At 46.0% G+C, this 17,871-nt stretch carries 12 protein-coding genes and 1 tRNA gene; 3 read left to right on the top strand and 10 right to left on the bottom strand.

Features of this window, described 5'->3' with window-relative positions; all coding sequences use genetic code 11:
- The first annotated feature begins 211 nt into the window (after positions 1 to 211).
- Positions 212 to 288, top strand: a tRNA-Ile gene (locus tag AAA952_RS17600).
- Positions 289 to 531: 243 nt separating this feature from the next.
- On the opposite strand, the gene AAA952_RS17595 is transcribed toward AAA952_RS17600, so the two are convergent.
- Together AAA952_RS17595 and mak are read right to left on the bottom strand one after the other, a co-directional pair.
- The gene (locus AAA952_RS17595; protein ID WP_338258715.1) at positions 532 to 2,652 is read right to left on the bottom strand and encodes a methyl-accepting chemotaxis protein; all 2,121 of its coding nucleotides are present in this window, start codon (positions 2,650 to 2,652) and stop codon (positions 532 to 534) included.
- Between the two features lie 230 nt (positions 2,653 to 2,882).
- Complete coding sequence (gene mak, locus AAA952_RS17590) at positions 2,883 to 3,779, bottom strand: fructokinase (protein ID WP_028760873.1); 897 nt, start codon at positions 3,777 to 3,779, stop codon at positions 2,883 to 2,885.
- Positions 3,780 to 4,198: 419 nt separating this feature from the next.
- Between mak and AAA952_RS17585 the strand changes: the two genes are divergently transcribed.
- Both AAA952_RS17585 and AAA952_RS17580 read left to right on the top strand, forming a co-directional pair.
- The gene (locus AAA952_RS17585) at positions 4,199 to 5,764 is read left to right on the top strand and encodes a peptide MFS transporter (protein WP_028760874.1); all 1,566 of its coding nucleotides are present in this window, start codon (positions 4,199 to 4,201) and stop codon (positions 5,762 to 5,764) included.
- A 513-nt stretch (positions 5,765 to 6,277) separates the two neighbouring features.
- Positions 6,278 to 7,285, top strand: coding sequence for an LLM class flavin-dependent oxidoreductase (locus AAA952_RS17580; RefSeq protein WP_338258714.1), 1,008 nt, complete (start codon positions 6,278 to 6,280; stop codon positions 7,283 to 7,285).
- A gap of 143 nt (positions 7,286 to 7,428) precedes the next feature.
- Here AAA952_RS17580 and gabT read toward each other — a convergent pair whose 3' ends face one another.
- The 8 genes from gabT to AAA952_RS17540 all read right to left on the bottom strand — a co-directional run bounded on the left by gabT (position 7,429) and on the right by AAA952_RS17540 (position 17,871).
- Positions 7,429 to 8,706 (bottom strand): 4-aminobutyrate--2-oxoglutarate transaminase, encoded by a 1,278-nt coding sequence (gabT, locus tag AAA952_RS17575; protein WP_113941280.1) that lies wholly within the window; start codon positions 8,704 to 8,706, stop codon positions 7,429 to 7,431.
- 32 nt (positions 8,707 to 8,738) lie between these two features.
- Positions 8,739 to 10,187 (bottom strand): NADP-dependent succinate-semialdehyde dehydrogenase, encoded by a 1,449-nt coding sequence (gabD, locus tag AAA952_RS17570; protein ID WP_338258713.1) that lies wholly within the window; start codon positions 10,185 to 10,187, stop codon positions 8,739 to 8,741.
- Between the two features lie 50 nt (positions 10,188 to 10,237).
- A complete protein-coding gene (locus AAA952_RS17565) occupies positions 10,238 to 11,524 on the bottom strand; it encodes an NAD(P)/FAD-dependent oxidoreductase (protein ID WP_028760878.1) in 1,287 nt (428 codons plus the stop codon).
- 262 nt (positions 11,525 to 11,786) lie between these two features.
- A complete protein-coding gene (locus tag AAA952_RS17560; RefSeq protein WP_105249905.1) occupies positions 11,787 to 12,602 on the bottom strand; it encodes an ABC transporter permease subunit in 816 nt (271 codons plus the stop codon).
- Complete coding sequence (locus AAA952_RS17555; RefSeq protein WP_028760880.1) at positions 12,599 to 13,504, bottom strand: ABC transporter permease subunit; 906 nt, start codon at positions 13,502 to 13,504, stop codon at positions 12,599 to 12,601. The genes AAA952_RS17560 and AAA952_RS17555 overlap by 4 nt, the downstream gene beginning before the upstream one ends.
- Complete coding sequence (potA, locus tag AAA952_RS17550; RefSeq protein WP_028760881.1) at positions 13,501 to 14,637, bottom strand: polyamine ABC transporter ATP-binding protein; 1,137 nt, start codon at positions 14,635 to 14,637, stop codon at positions 13,501 to 13,503. Before potA ends, AAA952_RS17555 begins: the two co-directional genes overlap by 4 nt.
- A 177-nt stretch (positions 14,638 to 14,814) precedes the next feature.
- A complete protein-coding gene (locus AAA952_RS17545) occupies positions 14,815 to 15,915 on the bottom strand; it encodes a polyamine ABC transporter substrate-binding protein (protein WP_028760882.1) in 1,101 nt (366 codons plus the stop codon).
- A 600-nt stretch (positions 15,916 to 16,515) separates the two neighbouring features.
- The gene (locus tag AAA952_RS17540; RefSeq protein WP_105249908.1) at positions 16,516 to 17,871 is read right to left on the bottom strand and encodes a glutamine synthetase family protein; all 1,356 of its coding nucleotides are present in this window, start codon (positions 17,869 to 17,871) and stop codon (positions 16,516 to 16,518) included.

The raw sequence follows: 17,871 nt of genomic DNA, 5'->3' as shown, positions 1-17,871 counted from the left end.
GCCCATGCAGGGCTTTTTATTGTCTTTTCAACACCAATTCTGCATAAGCACGGCATAGAAGCCTTAAATTTAGGCGACGATAGCATTTAAGTTGATTAACAGATAACCAATTGAATCAGTTGCGTGAATTTCCAGCCAAAACACGGGTGACAAGCGTAAGTAAGCTTAGTATACTTCCTCCCGCTTCAGGTAATGACGATTACCTTAAGTCGGCCCCTTAGCTCAGTTGGTTAGAGCACACGACTCATAATCGTTAGGTCCACGGTTCAAGTCCGTGAGGGGCCACCACCCGATTCAACGAAAAAGCCCATTGATTCAATGGGCTTTTTTGTATCTAAAAACTGATCTCCGCTAGTTATCACACAATATCCGTGTATTTACACATTCCCCTCGCTGAACTGTTTTAAATTTTTAGCCTATTCGATGTTATTTAAATATCCATAAAAATAGGCTCTTTGATAAGTGTTAAGCAGCAACACAATCAAAGAGCCTATTTAAAATCAATGAGCTAATTCCACAAATATCTGAGTGCTAGGTTTTTAACTTGCCTAACTGCTCATGTTGCTGCTTCACTAAGTTTGCTAAAACTACACTGCTTTGCTGTGCTTCACCCGCAAGACGCGCAAGTTCAGAAGCCGAATCAGAAATGCCTGTAATATTGCGATTAACCTCTTCAGTCACCGCGCTCTGCTCTTCTGCCGCTGCCGCGATATGGGTCACTTGGCCCGAAATTTCTTCAATCTGACTCACCATAGAGTTCAATGAGTTCAGCGCTTGCTCAGTTTGAGATACGGCCATTTGTGCCCGTTCCGCGCCTTTATCTATGATACCAGAAGCACTTTGAACTTCTTTTTGTAGTGCATCAATAAGAGTACTAATATCATTCGTCGAGCTTTGAGTCTTAGATGCCAACGCACGGACTTCGTCAGCCACCACTGCAAAACCCCGTCCTTGTTCACCCGCCCTCGCCGCTTCAATCGCCGCATTTAATGCCAGCAGGTTTGTTTGTGCGGCAATGGAACTGATCACCTCAAGAATACGACTAATATTCATACTGCTGTCTGCGACTTTACTCACGGCCAGCTTAGCTTCCATTGACTCTTTAGACATAGTCGCCACAAAGCCCATCGCCTTAGTCAGACTTTCTTCACTGTAACGAATGTTGCGTGACATAGCTTCTGTTTCTGCAGCGGTTTGCTCAGACGCCTTAGCAACCTCAAGTGCGGTGGCACTCATTTGGTTTACGGCCGTTACCACACTCTCAATTTCACCATATTGACGATTGACACTATCACGCGTGAGCTGGGCAATTTTCGCTGAAGCTTGGCTTTCTTCCTGAGAACGACTCGCGAGGGTTTTAAGTTCGGCAATCAAGTTTTTCAGTTTATAAATAAAGGAGTTGAAACCTTTTGCTAACGCAATCAACTCTGCATGGGAGTCCACTTCTATCGATTGCGTTAAATCGCCATCAGCGCTTGCTAAGTGTTCTACACGGCCTTGGATCATCTTTAAGGGTGAAATAATGCTACGGATCACTAGGCTAATCGTAATCACAGCAGCAATCGACACGACAACACCGACCATGAGCAACAAACTTCCCAAGGAAGTTGCCATTTCATCCATGTCATTATTTAACACAATCGAACTCTTGTACGCCTGCGCAGTCGGCACTTGGATCACTAAGGACCACTCGGCATTCGCTAAAGGGATCTTAATTGGGTAGGCAACAATAATTTCATCATCGTTAACCATGTAACCCGAGTTCTTATGTAACGAGATGATTTGTGAGGCAATAGCTGGATTTATTGACTCAGCTAAAGGGCGTGCCTTTTTACTGTAATGACTTGCTGCAACCACTAAACCTCGGGTACTTAATAAGGTCACTTTTGCTTGCCCATCGTAGAGGCTCTTAGATAACTTATCGATAAGGGTTTGAAAGACTGGTAAGTTTAAATCAACACCGACCACACCGATAAACTGTTTACGCTTAAGCACAGGAACAGTTAGCGAGGTCATTAATGCTTTGTTACCGGGAGTGATTTCGTATAAATACGGCTCCATTAGACAGGGCTTTAAGGTTTCTTTACCGCATAAATACCATTCTGCATCACGGATCCCAAATTCATTTAGGCTAGTAAGGTATTTTTCTGACGAATCTTCAACCTGTTGATGTGCAACAGTGCCATTGTCATCACGGGTATAGTAAACCTCTAGGGCACCTGATGTCGTTACACTGTGGCTGGAATTAATATTCAGAAACTCAGTATCGAGCCCATCATAACCATTAGGTTCAAACTGGGCATACATGGAGGAAACTTGCGCATTCTTCTTAAGCACAGCCGCCACAGTGAGTTCTAAACGATCACGCTTTAAGGGAAGTTCTTCTGCCGTACTCTCCACCATACCGGCAAAAGAGTAAGGAATACGATAGGCTTCGTTAATAAATCCAGCGACCATTTCGCCATATTCACCGGCGCGGGCTTCGAGTTTATCCCGCGTTTCAGTTTGTAGGGTATTTTGAACTTGATCCGATAATTGCGCGTTTTGAGCCGACAGTGTCCACCATAAACTGATAGATAAAATAGCCACTATCGATAAAAATAATGCTGAAGTAATCCACAACAACTTAGTACTGATGGACAAATGCTTCATCTAGTAAACTCCCAAGAGAACGACAATAGCGTAATTATTTTGATCTACTTTATTTTTATACTTTCTATACAGCATTAAAAATAGCACTTAGGGTAAGAATTACCAGCACTTAAGATAAAGAGTTGTCAATGGAATGTAAAACTTTTGAATGACTAAATCAAAAAAAGGCCAAATTCAAATAAATGAATTCAGCCTTTAATATCAAACACTATACTTGATTGAGTCTAGGATTAGCGTCCCCACAACCAAGCGGCGCCACGCACCCCAGATGAAGCACCATAATAATTTTTAACAACGGGTGTGTGGCACTCTCGGCCAACCACATAGAGCGGCAAAATTTTCGGTAATTCGGTATAAATAGCATCGATGTTAGACACGCCGCCGCCAAGGACGATAACATCAGGATCCATCATATTGATCACATGGGCCAATGAACGGGCTAAACGATCAATAAAGCGGTTAAATGCTTGAGTTGCCAGCGGATCTCCCGCTTGCATCATTTGGGCAATTTCAATACCGCTGTCAGCAACACCGCCCGCAGCGCGAAAGTCGCGAACAAAGCCTGTTCCAGATATAAACGTTTCGATACAGTCTCTATTACCACAAAAACACGTCGTGGTATTAAATTCATCGGCTTTCATCCACGGTAAAGGATTATGGCCCCACTCACCACCAATACCATTGCCACCATCATGTACTTGGCCTTTAATTGCGATACCAGCACCACATCCCGTTCCAATAATGGCACCAAATACAACTGACTTTCCTGCGGCAGCGCCATCTACCGCTTCTGATACGGCAAAACAGTTCGCATCATTAGCAATTTTTACTTTACGATTTAATCGAGTCCCCAGATCCACATCGAGTGGATGACCATTGATCCAAGTTGAATTAGCGTTTTTTACTAGGCCAGTAAAAGGAGAAACAACCCCAGGAATACCTATTCCGATAGTGGCGGTTTGCTGCAGGCTGTCTTCGACTTCAGTTACCAATGCAACCAAAGCATTGACTGTCGCAACATATTCTCTCGGTGTCGGGATGCGTTTACGAAAGACTTCGTTACCATCGCTATCTAATGCGACTACCTCGATTTTTGTGCCACCAAGATCGATACCAATTCGTAACATTCATATACTCCGTTTAAATATATTTAACGCAAAGCGATGCATTAACAACCTGATGCATATCTGCAACTGTAGAGACGCTGCTAAGTAGAACTTTTCGTTTTAAAGTTATCTACATTAGAATTTACAAGCGCACTATGCCTGCTGGACAAACAGCAATCAACCTCAATGTATTTAAATACACCATAGCGCATACCCGCACATGCCATTATGTGCTTATCCGATAGTACTGCGAATGTTCCTTGATTTATCCGCAGCAGAAAAACTTGGATAGAACTGTCCCCGCTTAAATCCACCTTAAAATTGATAAGGTCATTTGTAACAAAGTCTGTTTTTGCCTATGTCTGCCATTGGTTTGAATTGGTTATCGCCTTATACTTTTGAGCTCAAATATTAAAACAACAATGTTGGAAGCAAGCGATATGACTATTGGGACTGCTCCGGTAAGTAAAACACATTCATTTATGACTGTGTCTCTTATCGAATTATGGGAACGCTTTGGTTATTACGGCATGCAAGCGCTGATTGTGTACTTTATGGTGCAGCGCCTTGGCTTTGATGACTCACGTGCAAACTTAGTATGGAGTGCCTGTGCGGCACTTATTTATGTATCACCGGCAATTGGTGGCTGGGTTGGGGATAAAATCCTCGGCACCAAACGCACTATGCTGCTCGGTGCGGGGATCCTCTCTCTGGGTTATGCGCTAATGGCCGTACCCACTGAAAATACGTGGTTTATGTTTTCAGCGCTCGGCGTGATTGTGGTCGGTAACGGCCTATTCAAGCCGAATGCGGGTAACTTAGTCCGTAAAATTTACGAAGGTGACGACTCTAAAATCGACAGTGCTTTTACCATCTATTACATGGCGGTAAACGTGGGATCGACCTTCTCTATGTTGCTCACGCCTTGGATTAAAGATTACGTTAACGCCCAGTATGGCAACGAATTTGGCTGGCACGCGGCCTTTGCCGTGTGCTGTGTCGGTATATTGGTGGGGTTAGGTAACTATGCACTCATGCGTAAGAGTCTAGTCCATTACGGTTCTGAGCCAGATACTCGCCCTGTGAACAAGAAAAACCTCGCGATTGTATTGGGTCTATCCGCATTGTCAGTTGTCGCTTCAGCCATTATTCTTGAATACGAAGCTGTTGCGCGCGTCTTCGTTTATGCAGCAGGCGTAGCCGTATTGGCAATCTTCTTCCACTTAATCCGCACCAGCGAAACCAGTGAAAGAGCGGGACTGATTGCAGCACTGATCCTTACCGTGCAAACTGTGTTCTTCTTTATTTTCTATCAACAAATGTCAACGTCACTCGCGCTGTTTGCCCTGCGTAACGTGGATTGGGATTTTCAAGTTTTTGGTACCCACTTGTGGACTTGGTCACCTGCCCAGTTCCAAGCATTAAATCCATTATGGATTATGGTATTAAGTCCAGTACTCGCATGGAGCTATTCGTGGGCTGGACGCAATGATAAAGACTTTTCTATCGCGGCGAAATTTGCTCTCGGTTTTGCCGTTGTGGCGATTGGCTTCTTTATCTATGGCTTTGCGGGCCAATTTGCCGTCAATGGTAAAACCTCTTCATGGATCATGATCTGGGGCTATGCCTCTTACTCTTTAGGGGAATTGCTGGTGAGTGGTCTTGGACTTGCCATGATTGCTCGTTACGTACCTGCACGCATGGGCGGCTTTATGATGGGTGCCTATTTCGTCGCATCAGGTATTTCCCAGTATTTAGGCGGTGTGGTTGCTAACTTCGCCAGTGTACCCAAGGATTTAGTCGACCCACTGCAAACCTTACCCGTATACACAAGTCTGTTTAATAAACTAGGTATAGCCGCTGTGGTCTGTACCTTTATCGCACTTGCGGTATTACCTCTGATGCGTCGCCTGACTGAGACTCACCATTCACATAACAATGCGGCTGATCATGATATTAATGAAAGTGCTGCAGCATCGCTACGGGATGTGAAAGCCGAGCAGTAATGCTCGACTGACAATAGCGATTTTTCTATTGCATAACATTAACTGCCGATAGCCCTGCTATCGGCAGTTTTTTATCACTTCATTCAACATCGTTTATACCCTTATATTGCTACTCATAACCAAATGAGCTTTAGCGAAAGTCATGCAATCCTACTGTGACTGGCTTAGCGCTGAGTTGCTGAGAATAAGAACTTCAGTTCCACATTATCGGCCCTCACACGCGGATGACTTCAGCCCCTCAATTTGTTACAAAGCGAGTACACACTCAGTTGCATGGCGATGCTCAAGTGCAGACTCACATTGAAATAATGAAGGGGAAAGTGTTATCCATTAAAGCTTGATAAGCCGTATCGTTAACCCCATATCAATAACACTGAATACCTTTTATTCATCAAGACTGAGCCGTTAACGCTTTTTCTTAGCAATGAGCCTAGCAATGCAACAAACAATACGCCTAACACAGTTAGCGCCTCTTGTTGTCGCTAGCAAAAACGGCTGCCACTTGGAGACACTATGTCACAACCGACATCAATATTGGCCGATATTCCCTTCTCGCTATTGGAACTCGCGCCCATGCGCCAAGGCTCAACCGTGGGCGAAACGCTTCAAAACAGTTTGCAGTATGCCAAGGAAGCCGACAGACTCGGCTTTAATCGTTTTTGGTTTGCCGAACACCACAATATGCCCGGTATCGCCAGCGCGGCGACCTCGGTATTAATTGGCTATATTGCTGGCAATACTCAGCGTATTCGCGTCGGCGCGGGTGGGATTATGCTGCCAAACCATGCGCCTTTAGTGGTCGCCGAACAGTTCGGTACCCTTGAAAGCTTATATCCTGGTCGAATCGATTTAGGACTAGGCCGTGCGCCCGGCAGCGATCAAATTACCAGCCGAGCACTGAACCGTGATACCAGTCGCGCCGAACAATTCCCTGAAGAAGTCAGTGAATTACAAACTCTACTTGGCCCTTACAATGGTCGTCATGCGGTGCGAGCGATTCCCGGAGAAGGTACTAATGTGCCAATTTGGTTATTGGGCTCGAGTCTTTTTAGCGCACAGTTAGCGGCGCAGCGCGGCTTGCCCTATGTGTTTGCGGGCCACTTTGCACCACGTTTTCTCTACGATGCGATTGAAATCTATCGCCGCGACTTTAAACCTTCTCAAGTGCTTGATAAGCCGTATGTGATGTTAGGTTTGCCGCTCGTTGCCGCCGACACTGATGAAGAAGCGCAATTTCTGGGCACAACCTCGAAACAGCGCGTGCTGGCACTTATCCGTGGTCACGAGTTATGGCTAAAGCCACCGGTTGATACTATGGATGGCTTATGGAGTGCGCAAGAAGAAACCTATGTCGATAATTTCTTAGGTTTATCAGTTACTGGTGGCCCAGCGACGATTAAGCATCGCTTGGAAATGATCGTAAAAGAACTCGGCGTGAATGAGTTTATTTTTACCAACGACTTGTATGACCTTGATAAACGCAAAAAAGCGCTGCAGATCCTAATGGAGATTAAAAAATAGCGATTCATTTAACTGATGAGTGCTGAAAGTCACTGGCAGTAAAAACAGCCAATTCCAAAACAATCGCCCCAATAAAAATCCCGCCGAAGCGGGATTTTTATTGGGCAAAACTGTCATCTAAATCGTTTTATATCAAAGCGATATTAGCTTTTCAGCACGGCATTAAAGCTGGCGCTAAGAATACCAAGGCCTGCATCAATTTGTGCATCCGGCGCCGTTAATGGCACCAAAATACGCAGCACATTACCGTAGGTACCGCAGGATAATAAAATCAATCCTCGGTCACGGGCATCGCTCAACACTTGCGCGCAATAGTGCGGCGCAGGTTTACCTTCTTCCATCAATTCAATGGCGATCATCGCGCCTAAACCACGCACATCGGCGATTTGCGCATGTTCGACCTGCATTACATTCAGGGCAGACTTAATGCGCTCACCAATGGCATTAGCCCTTTCTAGCAACTTTTCTTCTTCAAACACTTCAATGACAGCAAGCGCAGCGGCGCACGCTAACGGATTACCACCATAAGTACCGCCAAGACCACCGGGACCCACTGCATCCATGACTTGGGCGCGGCCAGTAATGCCAGAAAGTGGGAACCCACCCGCGATAGATTTAGCAAAGGTCGTGATATCTGCAGCAACCCCCATTTGCTCCATAGCGAAGAAAGTGCCAGTACGGCCCGCGCCTGTTTGCACTTCATCGGCGATGAGCATAATGCCTTCACGGTCGCACAGTGCGCGCAGGCGCTGCATAAAGGCGGGCGATGCGGCGTAGAAACCGCCCTCGCCCTGCACTGGCTCTAAAATAATGGCGGCGATATCACTCGGCTCGGCATCATTTTTAAAGATACGTTCAATCGAGGCCATAGCATCATCATCGGACACGCCATGCATTTCGCACGGGAACTCAGCGCGGAACACATTCGCCGACATCAGCCCCATACCTTTACTGTAAGGCGCGACTTTTCCGGTCAATGCCAAAGCCGCAATAGTGCGACCATGGTAGCCCGAGGTAAACGCAATCACGCCAGCACGTTTGGTATAGGCACGCGCCACTTTAACTGCGTTTTCAACCGCTTCTGAACCACTAGTGAATAGTGCCGTCTTCTTGGCAAAATCCCCAGGAACAAGTTGATTGAGCTTTTCACATACTTGGATATAGCTCTCGTAGCCGAGCACCATAAAACAGGTATGGGAAAAATTATCCAGCTGAGCCGCAACCGCCGCCTTCACTTTAGGATGAAGGTGACCCGTATTGAGCACGGCAATGCCGCCCGCAAAATCGATAAACTCGCGACCTTCAACATCCCACACAGTCGCATTTTCGGCGCGGGCGGTAAAAATAGGGTGAATTTGCCCGACACCACCCGCAACTGCGGCTTGGCGACGTGCCATCAATGAATCATTGGTTGTTGTCATTTAGTCTTCCTCACTCGCCAAATCGGGCCGTATTAAACGGACATACAGATATATTTAATTTCTAGATATTCTTCGATACCGAACTTAGAGCCTTCGCGGCCAAGCCCTGAAGATTTCATCCCGCCAAAAGGTGCGACTTCCGTCGAAATCAAGCCAGTGTTGACCCCAACCATGCCATATTCCAAGGCTTCGGCGACTTTCCACACCAATGAAATATCGCGACCATAGAAATAGGCGGCGAGGCCAAATTCAGTATCATTAGCTTGTTTAATCACATCGTCGACATCGCTGAATTTAAACAGCGGCGCGAGTGGACCAAAGGTTTCTTCGCGGGCAACAAGCATGCTTTTATCGACATTGGTGAGCACGGTTGGCTCGAAGAAATTACCGCCAAGATCATGAACTTTGCCGCCCGCGATCACAGAGGCGCCTTTAGCGATAGCATCGATAAGGTGACTTTGTACTTTCTCGACCGCGGCAGCATTGATCAACGGACCCGTAGTGATGCCCTCGTTGATGCCCTCTCCAACCTTAAGCTTGCCCACTGCTGTGCTGAGTTTTAAGGCAAACTCGTCGTATACGCCGTCTTGCACATAAATACGGTTAGCGCAGACACAGGTTTGGCCGGCATTACGATATTTAGCTATCATGGCGCCTTCGACTGCGGCATCGATATTGGCATCGTTAAATACGATAAATGGTGCATTGCCGCCAAGCTCTAGCGACAATTTTTTTAAGGTAGGCGCGCATTGCGCCATTAATTTAATACCGATATTGGTTGAGCCAGTGAAAGACAGCTTACGCACTATCGGGTTGCTGCACATTTCATTACCAATCTTCACCGCATCACCCGTTAACACACTAAATACGCCCGCAGGAATACCGGCACGCTTAGCGAGTTCAGCCATCGCTAATGCGGTAAAGGGTGTTTGGTGCGCAGGTTTTACCACCATAGTGCAACCCGCAGCTAACGCTGGAGCGGCTTTGCGGGTGATCATCGCAGCAGGAAAGTTCCACGGCGTAATCGCGGCAGTTACACCGACAGGCTGCTTAATTACCATCAAGCGCTTATCCCCTTGATGCCCAGGAATGGTATCGCCATAAATACGCTTCGCTTCTTCGGCAAACCACTCGATAAACGAAGCGGCATAGGTTACTTCACCTTTCGCTTCTGCCAGCGGTTTACCCTGCTCAGTCGTCATGAGCAATGCTAAGTCATCACTATTTTCATTGAGTAATTCAAACCAACGCCTTAACTTAGCGCCACGCTCTTTTGCTGTGAGCGCTCGCCATGCAGGTAAAGCCGCTTCTGCCGCCTTAATCGCCATTTCAGTTTCAACTTGTCCCATATTAGGAACGTAGCCAATCACGGCATTGGTTGCGGGATTAACCACCTTTAGCGTGTCACCAGAAACGGCATCACACCATTGACCATTAATAAAAGACTGTTGACGTAGCAAACTCGGATCATTTAATTGCACAAGGATTTCCTCGTATTGTGAAGCTACCTAGCTTCTTAAAAGTGATGATGTTAGAGACCTAGTTTGTCTCTTAACGTGTAATACCAAGCTCCGATAGCACTAAAAGGGACGCGAAGTGCGTGACCGCCGGGAAAAGGATAATGTGGCAATGCAGCAAAGGCATCGAAGCGCGTGGCTTGGCCGTTGAGCATCTCGGCCAGTAACTTGCCCGCCAGATGGGTATAAGTGACACCGTGGCCACTGCAACCCTGTGAATAATAGATGTTCTTACCGATACGACCGACCTGTGGCAGGCGCGATAGCGTCAGGAGGAAGTTACCTGTCCACGCATAATCGATCTTCACATCCTTTAATTGTGGGAAGGTTTTGAGCATGTTCGGAATAATGATCGATTTGATATCCGCCGGATCGCGGGCGCCATACACTACGCCGCCACCGTAAATCATCCGCTTGTCGCCAGACAGACGGAAATAATCGAGTAGATAGTTACAATCTTCGACGCAGTAATCCTGTGGTAATAAACTCGCCGCCAGATCGGCACTCAAAGGCTCTGTGGTAATCACTTGCGTGCCGCAGGGCATAGATTTCGCCTGCAACTCAGGCATTAACTTACCTAAATAAGCGTTACCTGCCACGACCACAAACTTGGTTTTTACACTGCCCTGCGCCGTATGCACAACTGGGCTATCGCCTTCATCGACACTCAGCACTGCTGAGTCTTCAAAAATTTTACCGCCGAGGGATTCAACCGCTCGCGCTTCGCCTAGGGCTAAATTAAGCGGGTGAATATGGCCACCGCTTTTATCGAGTAGACCACCGACATAACGCTCAGTATTTACCACACCGCGAATACCTTTAGCATCGAGAAGTTCGAGCTGATTAACATGGCCGTGGCTTTCCCACAGTTGTTTTTGATGGCGTAGATGGCCCATTTGCTTTTCGTTCATCGCGGCAAACACGCCACCATCTTTTAGATCGCATTGAATATTATACTTAGCAATACGATCGCGGATGATTTGCCCGCCCTCAAAGGCCATTTGGCCAAAGAGTTTACCTTGTTCTTTACCGACTGTTTTTTCAATAGTATCAATGTCACGGCTATAACTATTAACGATTTGTCCACCATTACGGCCCGAGGCGCCCCAGCCTATGCGAGCGGCTTCTAACACCACCACACTCATGCCCGATTCTAATAAATGCAGCGCGGCAGAAAGGCCTGTATAACCTGCGCCAATCACACAAACATCGGCTTCAATCGATTCCTGTAGACGCGGACGTTCAACCTTATCGTTGGCCGATGCCGCATAATATGATCCAGCGTGAGCTATGGCAGACATGTTGTTCCCTTGAATTCTAATGTTCATTATTTTAAACAGCCATCACATCCTACACCTTCAGAAAACGAAACACTAGCCAGATACGCGCAATAATTTACATTTTGTTTGATATTTCAAACACGCAATAATCTTAAGCACTGCGATGTCATGCTAATGGTGTCGAGTAGCAGAACTGGCCTGCAAAGCGAAGCGGGTGATGGGAGCGGTGACAAATATCAAGGATGGCTTTGGCAATACCAAAGCCATCCCAAAATTAAGCTAACTAGTTCATTGGTGTACGGTCACGTTTCTCTGCCCGCCTTGCCATATACCAAGAAAGGAAAGCGATGAGTGAAACACACAGTATGATCAGCGTCGCTAAGGCATTGATCTTAGGAGAAACCCCTAAACGTACAGAAGAGAACACCACCATAGGCAAGGTCGTTGCACCAGGGCCTGAGGCAAAACTTGCGATCACTAAATCGTCTAAGGACAAACTGAATGACAACAACCAACCCGCCACCAGCGCCGGCGAAATCATAGGCACAGTGATCAAGAAGAAAGTCTTGAGCGGTGTTGCCCCTAAGTCCATCGCCGCCTCTTCGATTGACATATCAAGCTCGCGCAATCTTGAAGACACCACCACAGCCACATAGGCAGCACAAAATGTTGAGTGTGCAATCCACACTGTCATCATGCCACGCTCCCTAGGCCAGCCCAACAAATCTGCCATGTGCACAAACAGTAAAAGCAAAGACAGACCAGTGATCACTTCAGGCATTACCAGCGGTGCAGTAATCATGTTCGACAGGGTCAGTTTTGCCCATGAACGCTTAAAGCGTGTCATCACAAAGGCTGCCATAGTGCCGATAATGACCGCCATAGTTGAGCTATAAAACGCTATCCGCAGGCTGGTCCATACTGCATCTAAAATCTGTTGATCTTGAAATAACTCGCCATACCATTTAGGTGAAAATCCGCCCCATACCGTCACTAATTTAGAATCGTTAAAGGAATAAATCACCAGCACTAACATAGGTGCATACAAGAAAAACAAGCCAAACCAGAGCATCACTGAAGAAAAGCTTAATTTTTTCATAGGTCTTTCTCCAAACTACGCGCCTGATAGCGATGGAATAAAGTGATCGGAATAATCAATAGACCCAACATCACAATCGCCAGTGACGAAGCCACAGGCCAGTCGCGGTTATTGAAGAATTCTTGCCATAACACTCGACCTATCATTAAGGAATCGGGACCGCCGAGTAGCTCAGGGATCACAAACTCACCCACGGCAGGAATAAACACCAGCATAGAACCAGCAATCACACCACTTTTTGACAGCGGGAAGGTGATTTTCCAGAAGGTATTCAAACGGCTTGAACCCAAGTCAGACGCAGCTTCAATCAAACTCATATCAAGTTTCACTAAGGTGGCGTACAAGGGCAGAATCATAAAGGGTAAATACGCATAGATAATGCCGATATACACGGCAATATTGGTATTGAGGATCTGTAACGGCTCAGAAATAATCCCCAACCACATCAGTGAATTATTGATAATACCAGTGTTACTTAAGATCCCCATCCAAGCGTAAACACGGATTAAAAATGAGGTCCAAGAAGGCAACATAACTAACAGCAGCAGCACGGTTTGCAACCGCGCAGGGGCACGGGCAATGGCATAGGCCATTGGGTAGCCAATAATCAAGCAGCCCAAGGTCGAAATTAACGCCATTTTCAATGAGCTGAGATAAGCCATGTAATATAGCGAATCATCGAGCAACATCAAATAGTTACCCAAATGCAGAAAGATATTTAATACATCGTCAGCATATTGGAATGTTGCTTCATAGGGCGGGATAGCAATCGCCGCCGTCGAAAAACTCAGTTTAAGGACAATCGCAAACGGTAAGGCAAAAAACAGCAGCAGCCAAGCGTAGGGAATACCTATGGTCCAGAAGCGGCCCTTAAGCCACTTTAATTTAATGGGTTTCTTCATGATCTCAACACCACGCCACTGGTGTCCTCCCAACTAATGAACACTTCGTCATCCCATGTGGCATGATCGGCGCGGCGTTCACGGTTAGTCATACTGCACTGTACGATTTGACCATTCTCTAAACGAATGTAATAGACTGAAATACCGCCTAAATAAGCGATATCATGCACGATTCCTTTCGCCCAGTTATACTGACCTTCAGGCTGTTCACGGCTAATAATGGTCTTTTCGGGACGCACTGCTAGCCAAACATTCTTATCTTCAACGTTAGTCGTGACGCCATAACCGACATAGAAAGGTTGAGCCAAATCATTAGATTTAATGATCAGATGGTCGACTTCATCCACTTCAATCGCGCCACCAAACAAATTCACAGTACCGATAAACTCGGCTATCATGCGGCTGTTAGGGCTTTCGTAAATATCCATTGGCGAGCCAGTTTGAGCAATCCAGCCATCACTCATGATCGAAATTCGACCAGCCATTGTCATGGCTTCTTCCTGATCGTGGGTCACCATCACGCAGGTCACGCCGACACGCTCAAGGATTTCAACCACTTCTAGCTGCATTTGGGTACGCAGTTTTTTGTCCAATGCGCCCATAGGCTCATCGAGCAGTAATAATTTAGGTCGTTTCGCCAATGAACGGGCCAGTGCAACACGCTGGCGCTGACCACCGGATAACTGATGCGGTTTACGCTTACCGTATTGCTCCATATGCACGAGTTTCAGCATATCTTGCACACGCTGTTCAATTTCGGCTTTAGGCAGCTTGTCTTGCTTCAAACCAAATGCAATGTTTTGTGCCACTGTCATGTGGGGAAACAAAGCATAGGATTGAAACATCATATTGATGGGACGTTCGTATGGCGGTAAATCAGTGATATCTTCCCCATCAAGGAAAATACGGCCAGAGGTGGGCTTTTCAAAACCCGCCAACATGCGCAGTAGTGTTGACTTACCCGAGCCTGACCCGCCAAGTAAGGCAAAAATTTCGCCTTTATTGATAGTTAATGACACATCGTCGACAGCCCGCACGTCATCGAATAATTTGCTTACCCGCTCAATCTTGAGCAGTACTTTTTCTTGCGTCTTTGTTGTCGGTTTATTGGTGACGCTCGAGGTGATTGCCATAGTACTTCTCCACCCGAAAATGAGGCGTAGATACGCTCAAACTCTAGGTTCAACACGATTAATAAATGAAAAGTGGTTAAACAAACTGTGTCAAATCCTATACGTGGATTAACTATGCATAGGATTGGACATAGAAGTTTGCCAAGCTGGGGGCAAGCTAGGCTTGCCCCCTATCGACTATTGTCCTGACTTCACTTTGGTCCAAACACGAGTTAATACGCGCTGAATTTTCAAAGGACGAATTTCACCGATATAAAGTTTGTCTAACACTTCTTGTGGTGGATAGATCGCAGGATCGGTACGGATAGCCTCATCAACCAGAGGTTGAGCGGGATCGTTCGGGTTAGCATAGGCCACATAGTTAGAGATAGGCGCTATGACTTCTGGACGCAGAAAATAGTTAATCAACGTCAGTGCATTATCGACGTTCGTTGAGTCAGCAGGGATAGCTAACATATCGAACCACAGATTGGCACCTTCTTTTGGAATGGAGTAGCCGATCTTATTGCCATTTTTTGCTTCTTCAGCACGGGCTTTCGCTTGGAATACGTCACCGGAGAAACCGTAAGCAACACAGATGTCACCGTTTGCTAAGTCAGAAATATAACGTGAAGAATGGAAATACGTCACATAAGGACGAATTTTTTCCAGTAACTCACCCGCTTTTTCATAATCTTCAGCCTTAGTGCTGTTAGGATCTAAGCCTAAATAAATCATCGCCTGTGGCACCATATCGTCGGCAGAGTCCAACATAGCAAAGCCACACTTAGAAATTTTTTCAGCGTATTTAGGATTGAAGATCAGTTCCATTGAGTTAAATGGCGCATCTTCCCCCACAGCGGCTTTCACTTTATCTATGTTGTAACCAATGCCATTGGTTCCCCATAAATAAGGCACGGCATATTGGTTACCCGGATCGGCTTTTTCAAGCAACTTCATCAGGGCTGGATTTAAATTTTTAAAATTAGGTAACTTAGCGCGGTCTAAAGGTTTGAAAGCACCCGCTTTGATTTGCTTAGCGAGAAAGTGGTTAGAAGGTACAACGATATCGTAGCCACTACGACCAGACAGTAATTTAGCCTCAAGCACTTCGTTACTATCAAATACATCGTAAATTACCCTAATGCTCGTTTCTTTCTTGAAGTTTTCTAAGGTATCTTCCGCGATATAATCTGACCAGTTATACACGCGAACCACTTCTTCCGCTTGGGCTACTGCGCTCGCAAATACGCTCGCAGTCACCAGCGCTAATGTGGTCATCTTATTAAATAGCTTCATGCTTTCTCCTTTCTCGGGTAGCAGAACTGCTTAAGCAAATTCTGACATTGTGTCACCGGGCTGCCCGGATATTGTTGTTATTTTCGACCAATGCTACACCTTAAAAACCGCATCGGCAGTCTCTACGGCATGATAACCATGCCTACTTTATATCTTGCTGCAATTTGTTAAGTATCAGGTTTCGTGCCAAATTTTCGAGGCATCGGTATTGCATTAACACTCAAAAAAAATAGACTAGATATGACACTGCTTGTACATTTTGCAACATTAAGGCAAATGCCTCAAGTCCCTAAGCAATCGCAAAAAAACACTTAGATAAACACATTTTAAATATGACTAACAATTAGTTAGTAACGCTAGCAAGCGAACAACCTAAAATTGTTAAGCCTATTTTACTTCCCTTGCAGACAAGCAATGGAATTGAATAATCACTTTAACGGACAAGCCATTAAAAACCATCATATTATTTAACAAGCGAGTTGCACCAGTTAAGTGCAACCTCACTAAAACAGTGCACGCATCAGTATCGTTATGGCCAACGTTAACCCCTTATTCCTTGGGTTAACGCGGCAACACGGTCAGTGCAATCAATCCAAAACATTACACAGTGAGTAATAGGAATTCACGTTCCCATGAGCTGACAACACGGCGGAAGTTTTCAAGTTCAGCCTGTTTTACCGCCACAAATCCAGTGGTGAAGGATTCGCCTAAATATTGCTTACAGGCATCACTTTCTTCCATCGCCGCTAATGCTTCCTCTAATGTCAGCGGTAAACAATGGGTATTATTGCTACGACTTTCATTGGCTTTACCTTGCACAGGAGTCGAAGGTTTTAGCGACTCAACCATGCCGATATAGCCACACAACAAGCTCGCGGCAATCGCCAAATAACAGTTAGCATCGGCGCCGGGAATGCGGTTCTCAATGCGACGGTTTTGTGGTGAAGATTCTGGAATGCGTAAACCACAGGTACGGTTTTCATCGCCCCATTCTAAGTTTACAGGTGCCGAAGTGCCCGGGAGGAAACGACGAAACGAGTTCGCATTTGGCGCCATCAGTGGCAGCAACTCAGGAATGAATTTTTGTAGACCTGCAATATATCCCAAGAATAGCTTGCTCTTAGTCCCATCTTCATTGGTGAAAATATTCTTGCCCGTCTCTTTATTGATCACGCTTTGATGAATATGCATCGCACTGCCAGGTTCATCCGTCACGGGTTTTGCCATAAAAGTGGCGCACACATCGTGCTTCAGCGCGGCTTCCCGTAAAGTGCGTTTGAAGATAAACACTTGATCAGCTAAAGATAATGCGTTGCCATGGCTGAAGTTAATCTCCATCTGTGCGGGACCATCTTCATGGATTAAAGTATCGATATCTAAACCTTGAAGCTCACACCAATCGTACATGTCTTCAAACATAGGATCGTATTCGTTGGCAGCATCAATAGAGAATGACTGGCGACCCGCTTCGGGGCGACCTGAACGACCAATTGGAGGCTTTAAGGGTAAATCGTGGTCGTCACTACGACGAGTCAAATAGAACTCCATTTCGGGAGCGATAACAGGTTCCCAGCCCTGTTCGTCATAGAGAGACAAGACTTTTTTCAACACGTTACGTGGTGACAGCTCAATCGGATTACCCATTCTGTCGTAGCAATCGTGGATAACCTGTGCCGTGGCTTCGATGGTCCAAGGCAACATAAAGACGGCATTTTCATCGGGTACACAAACAAAATCGATGTCGGCGGGATCGAGCAAACTGTAGTAAATCTCTTCGTCGACAAAATCACCGGTCACGGTTTGTAACAGCACGCTTTCGGGCAAACGCATGCCTTTTTCATCGAGAAACTTATCGACTGGAGCAATCTTGCCGCGGGCGATGCCAGTCATGTCACTGATAACACATTCGACTTCTGTGATTTTTCGTTCTTTTAAAAAAGCGATTAGCTTATTCAT

This window comes from Shewanella sp. M-Br (assembly GCF_036245925.1).
Lineage (GTDB): Bacteria > Pseudomonadota > Gammaproteobacteria > Enterobacterales > Shewanellaceae > Shewanella > Shewanella oncorhynchi.
Note: the sequence above shows the minus strand (reverse complement) of the source record. Positions and strands in the feature narration are given on the sequence as shown.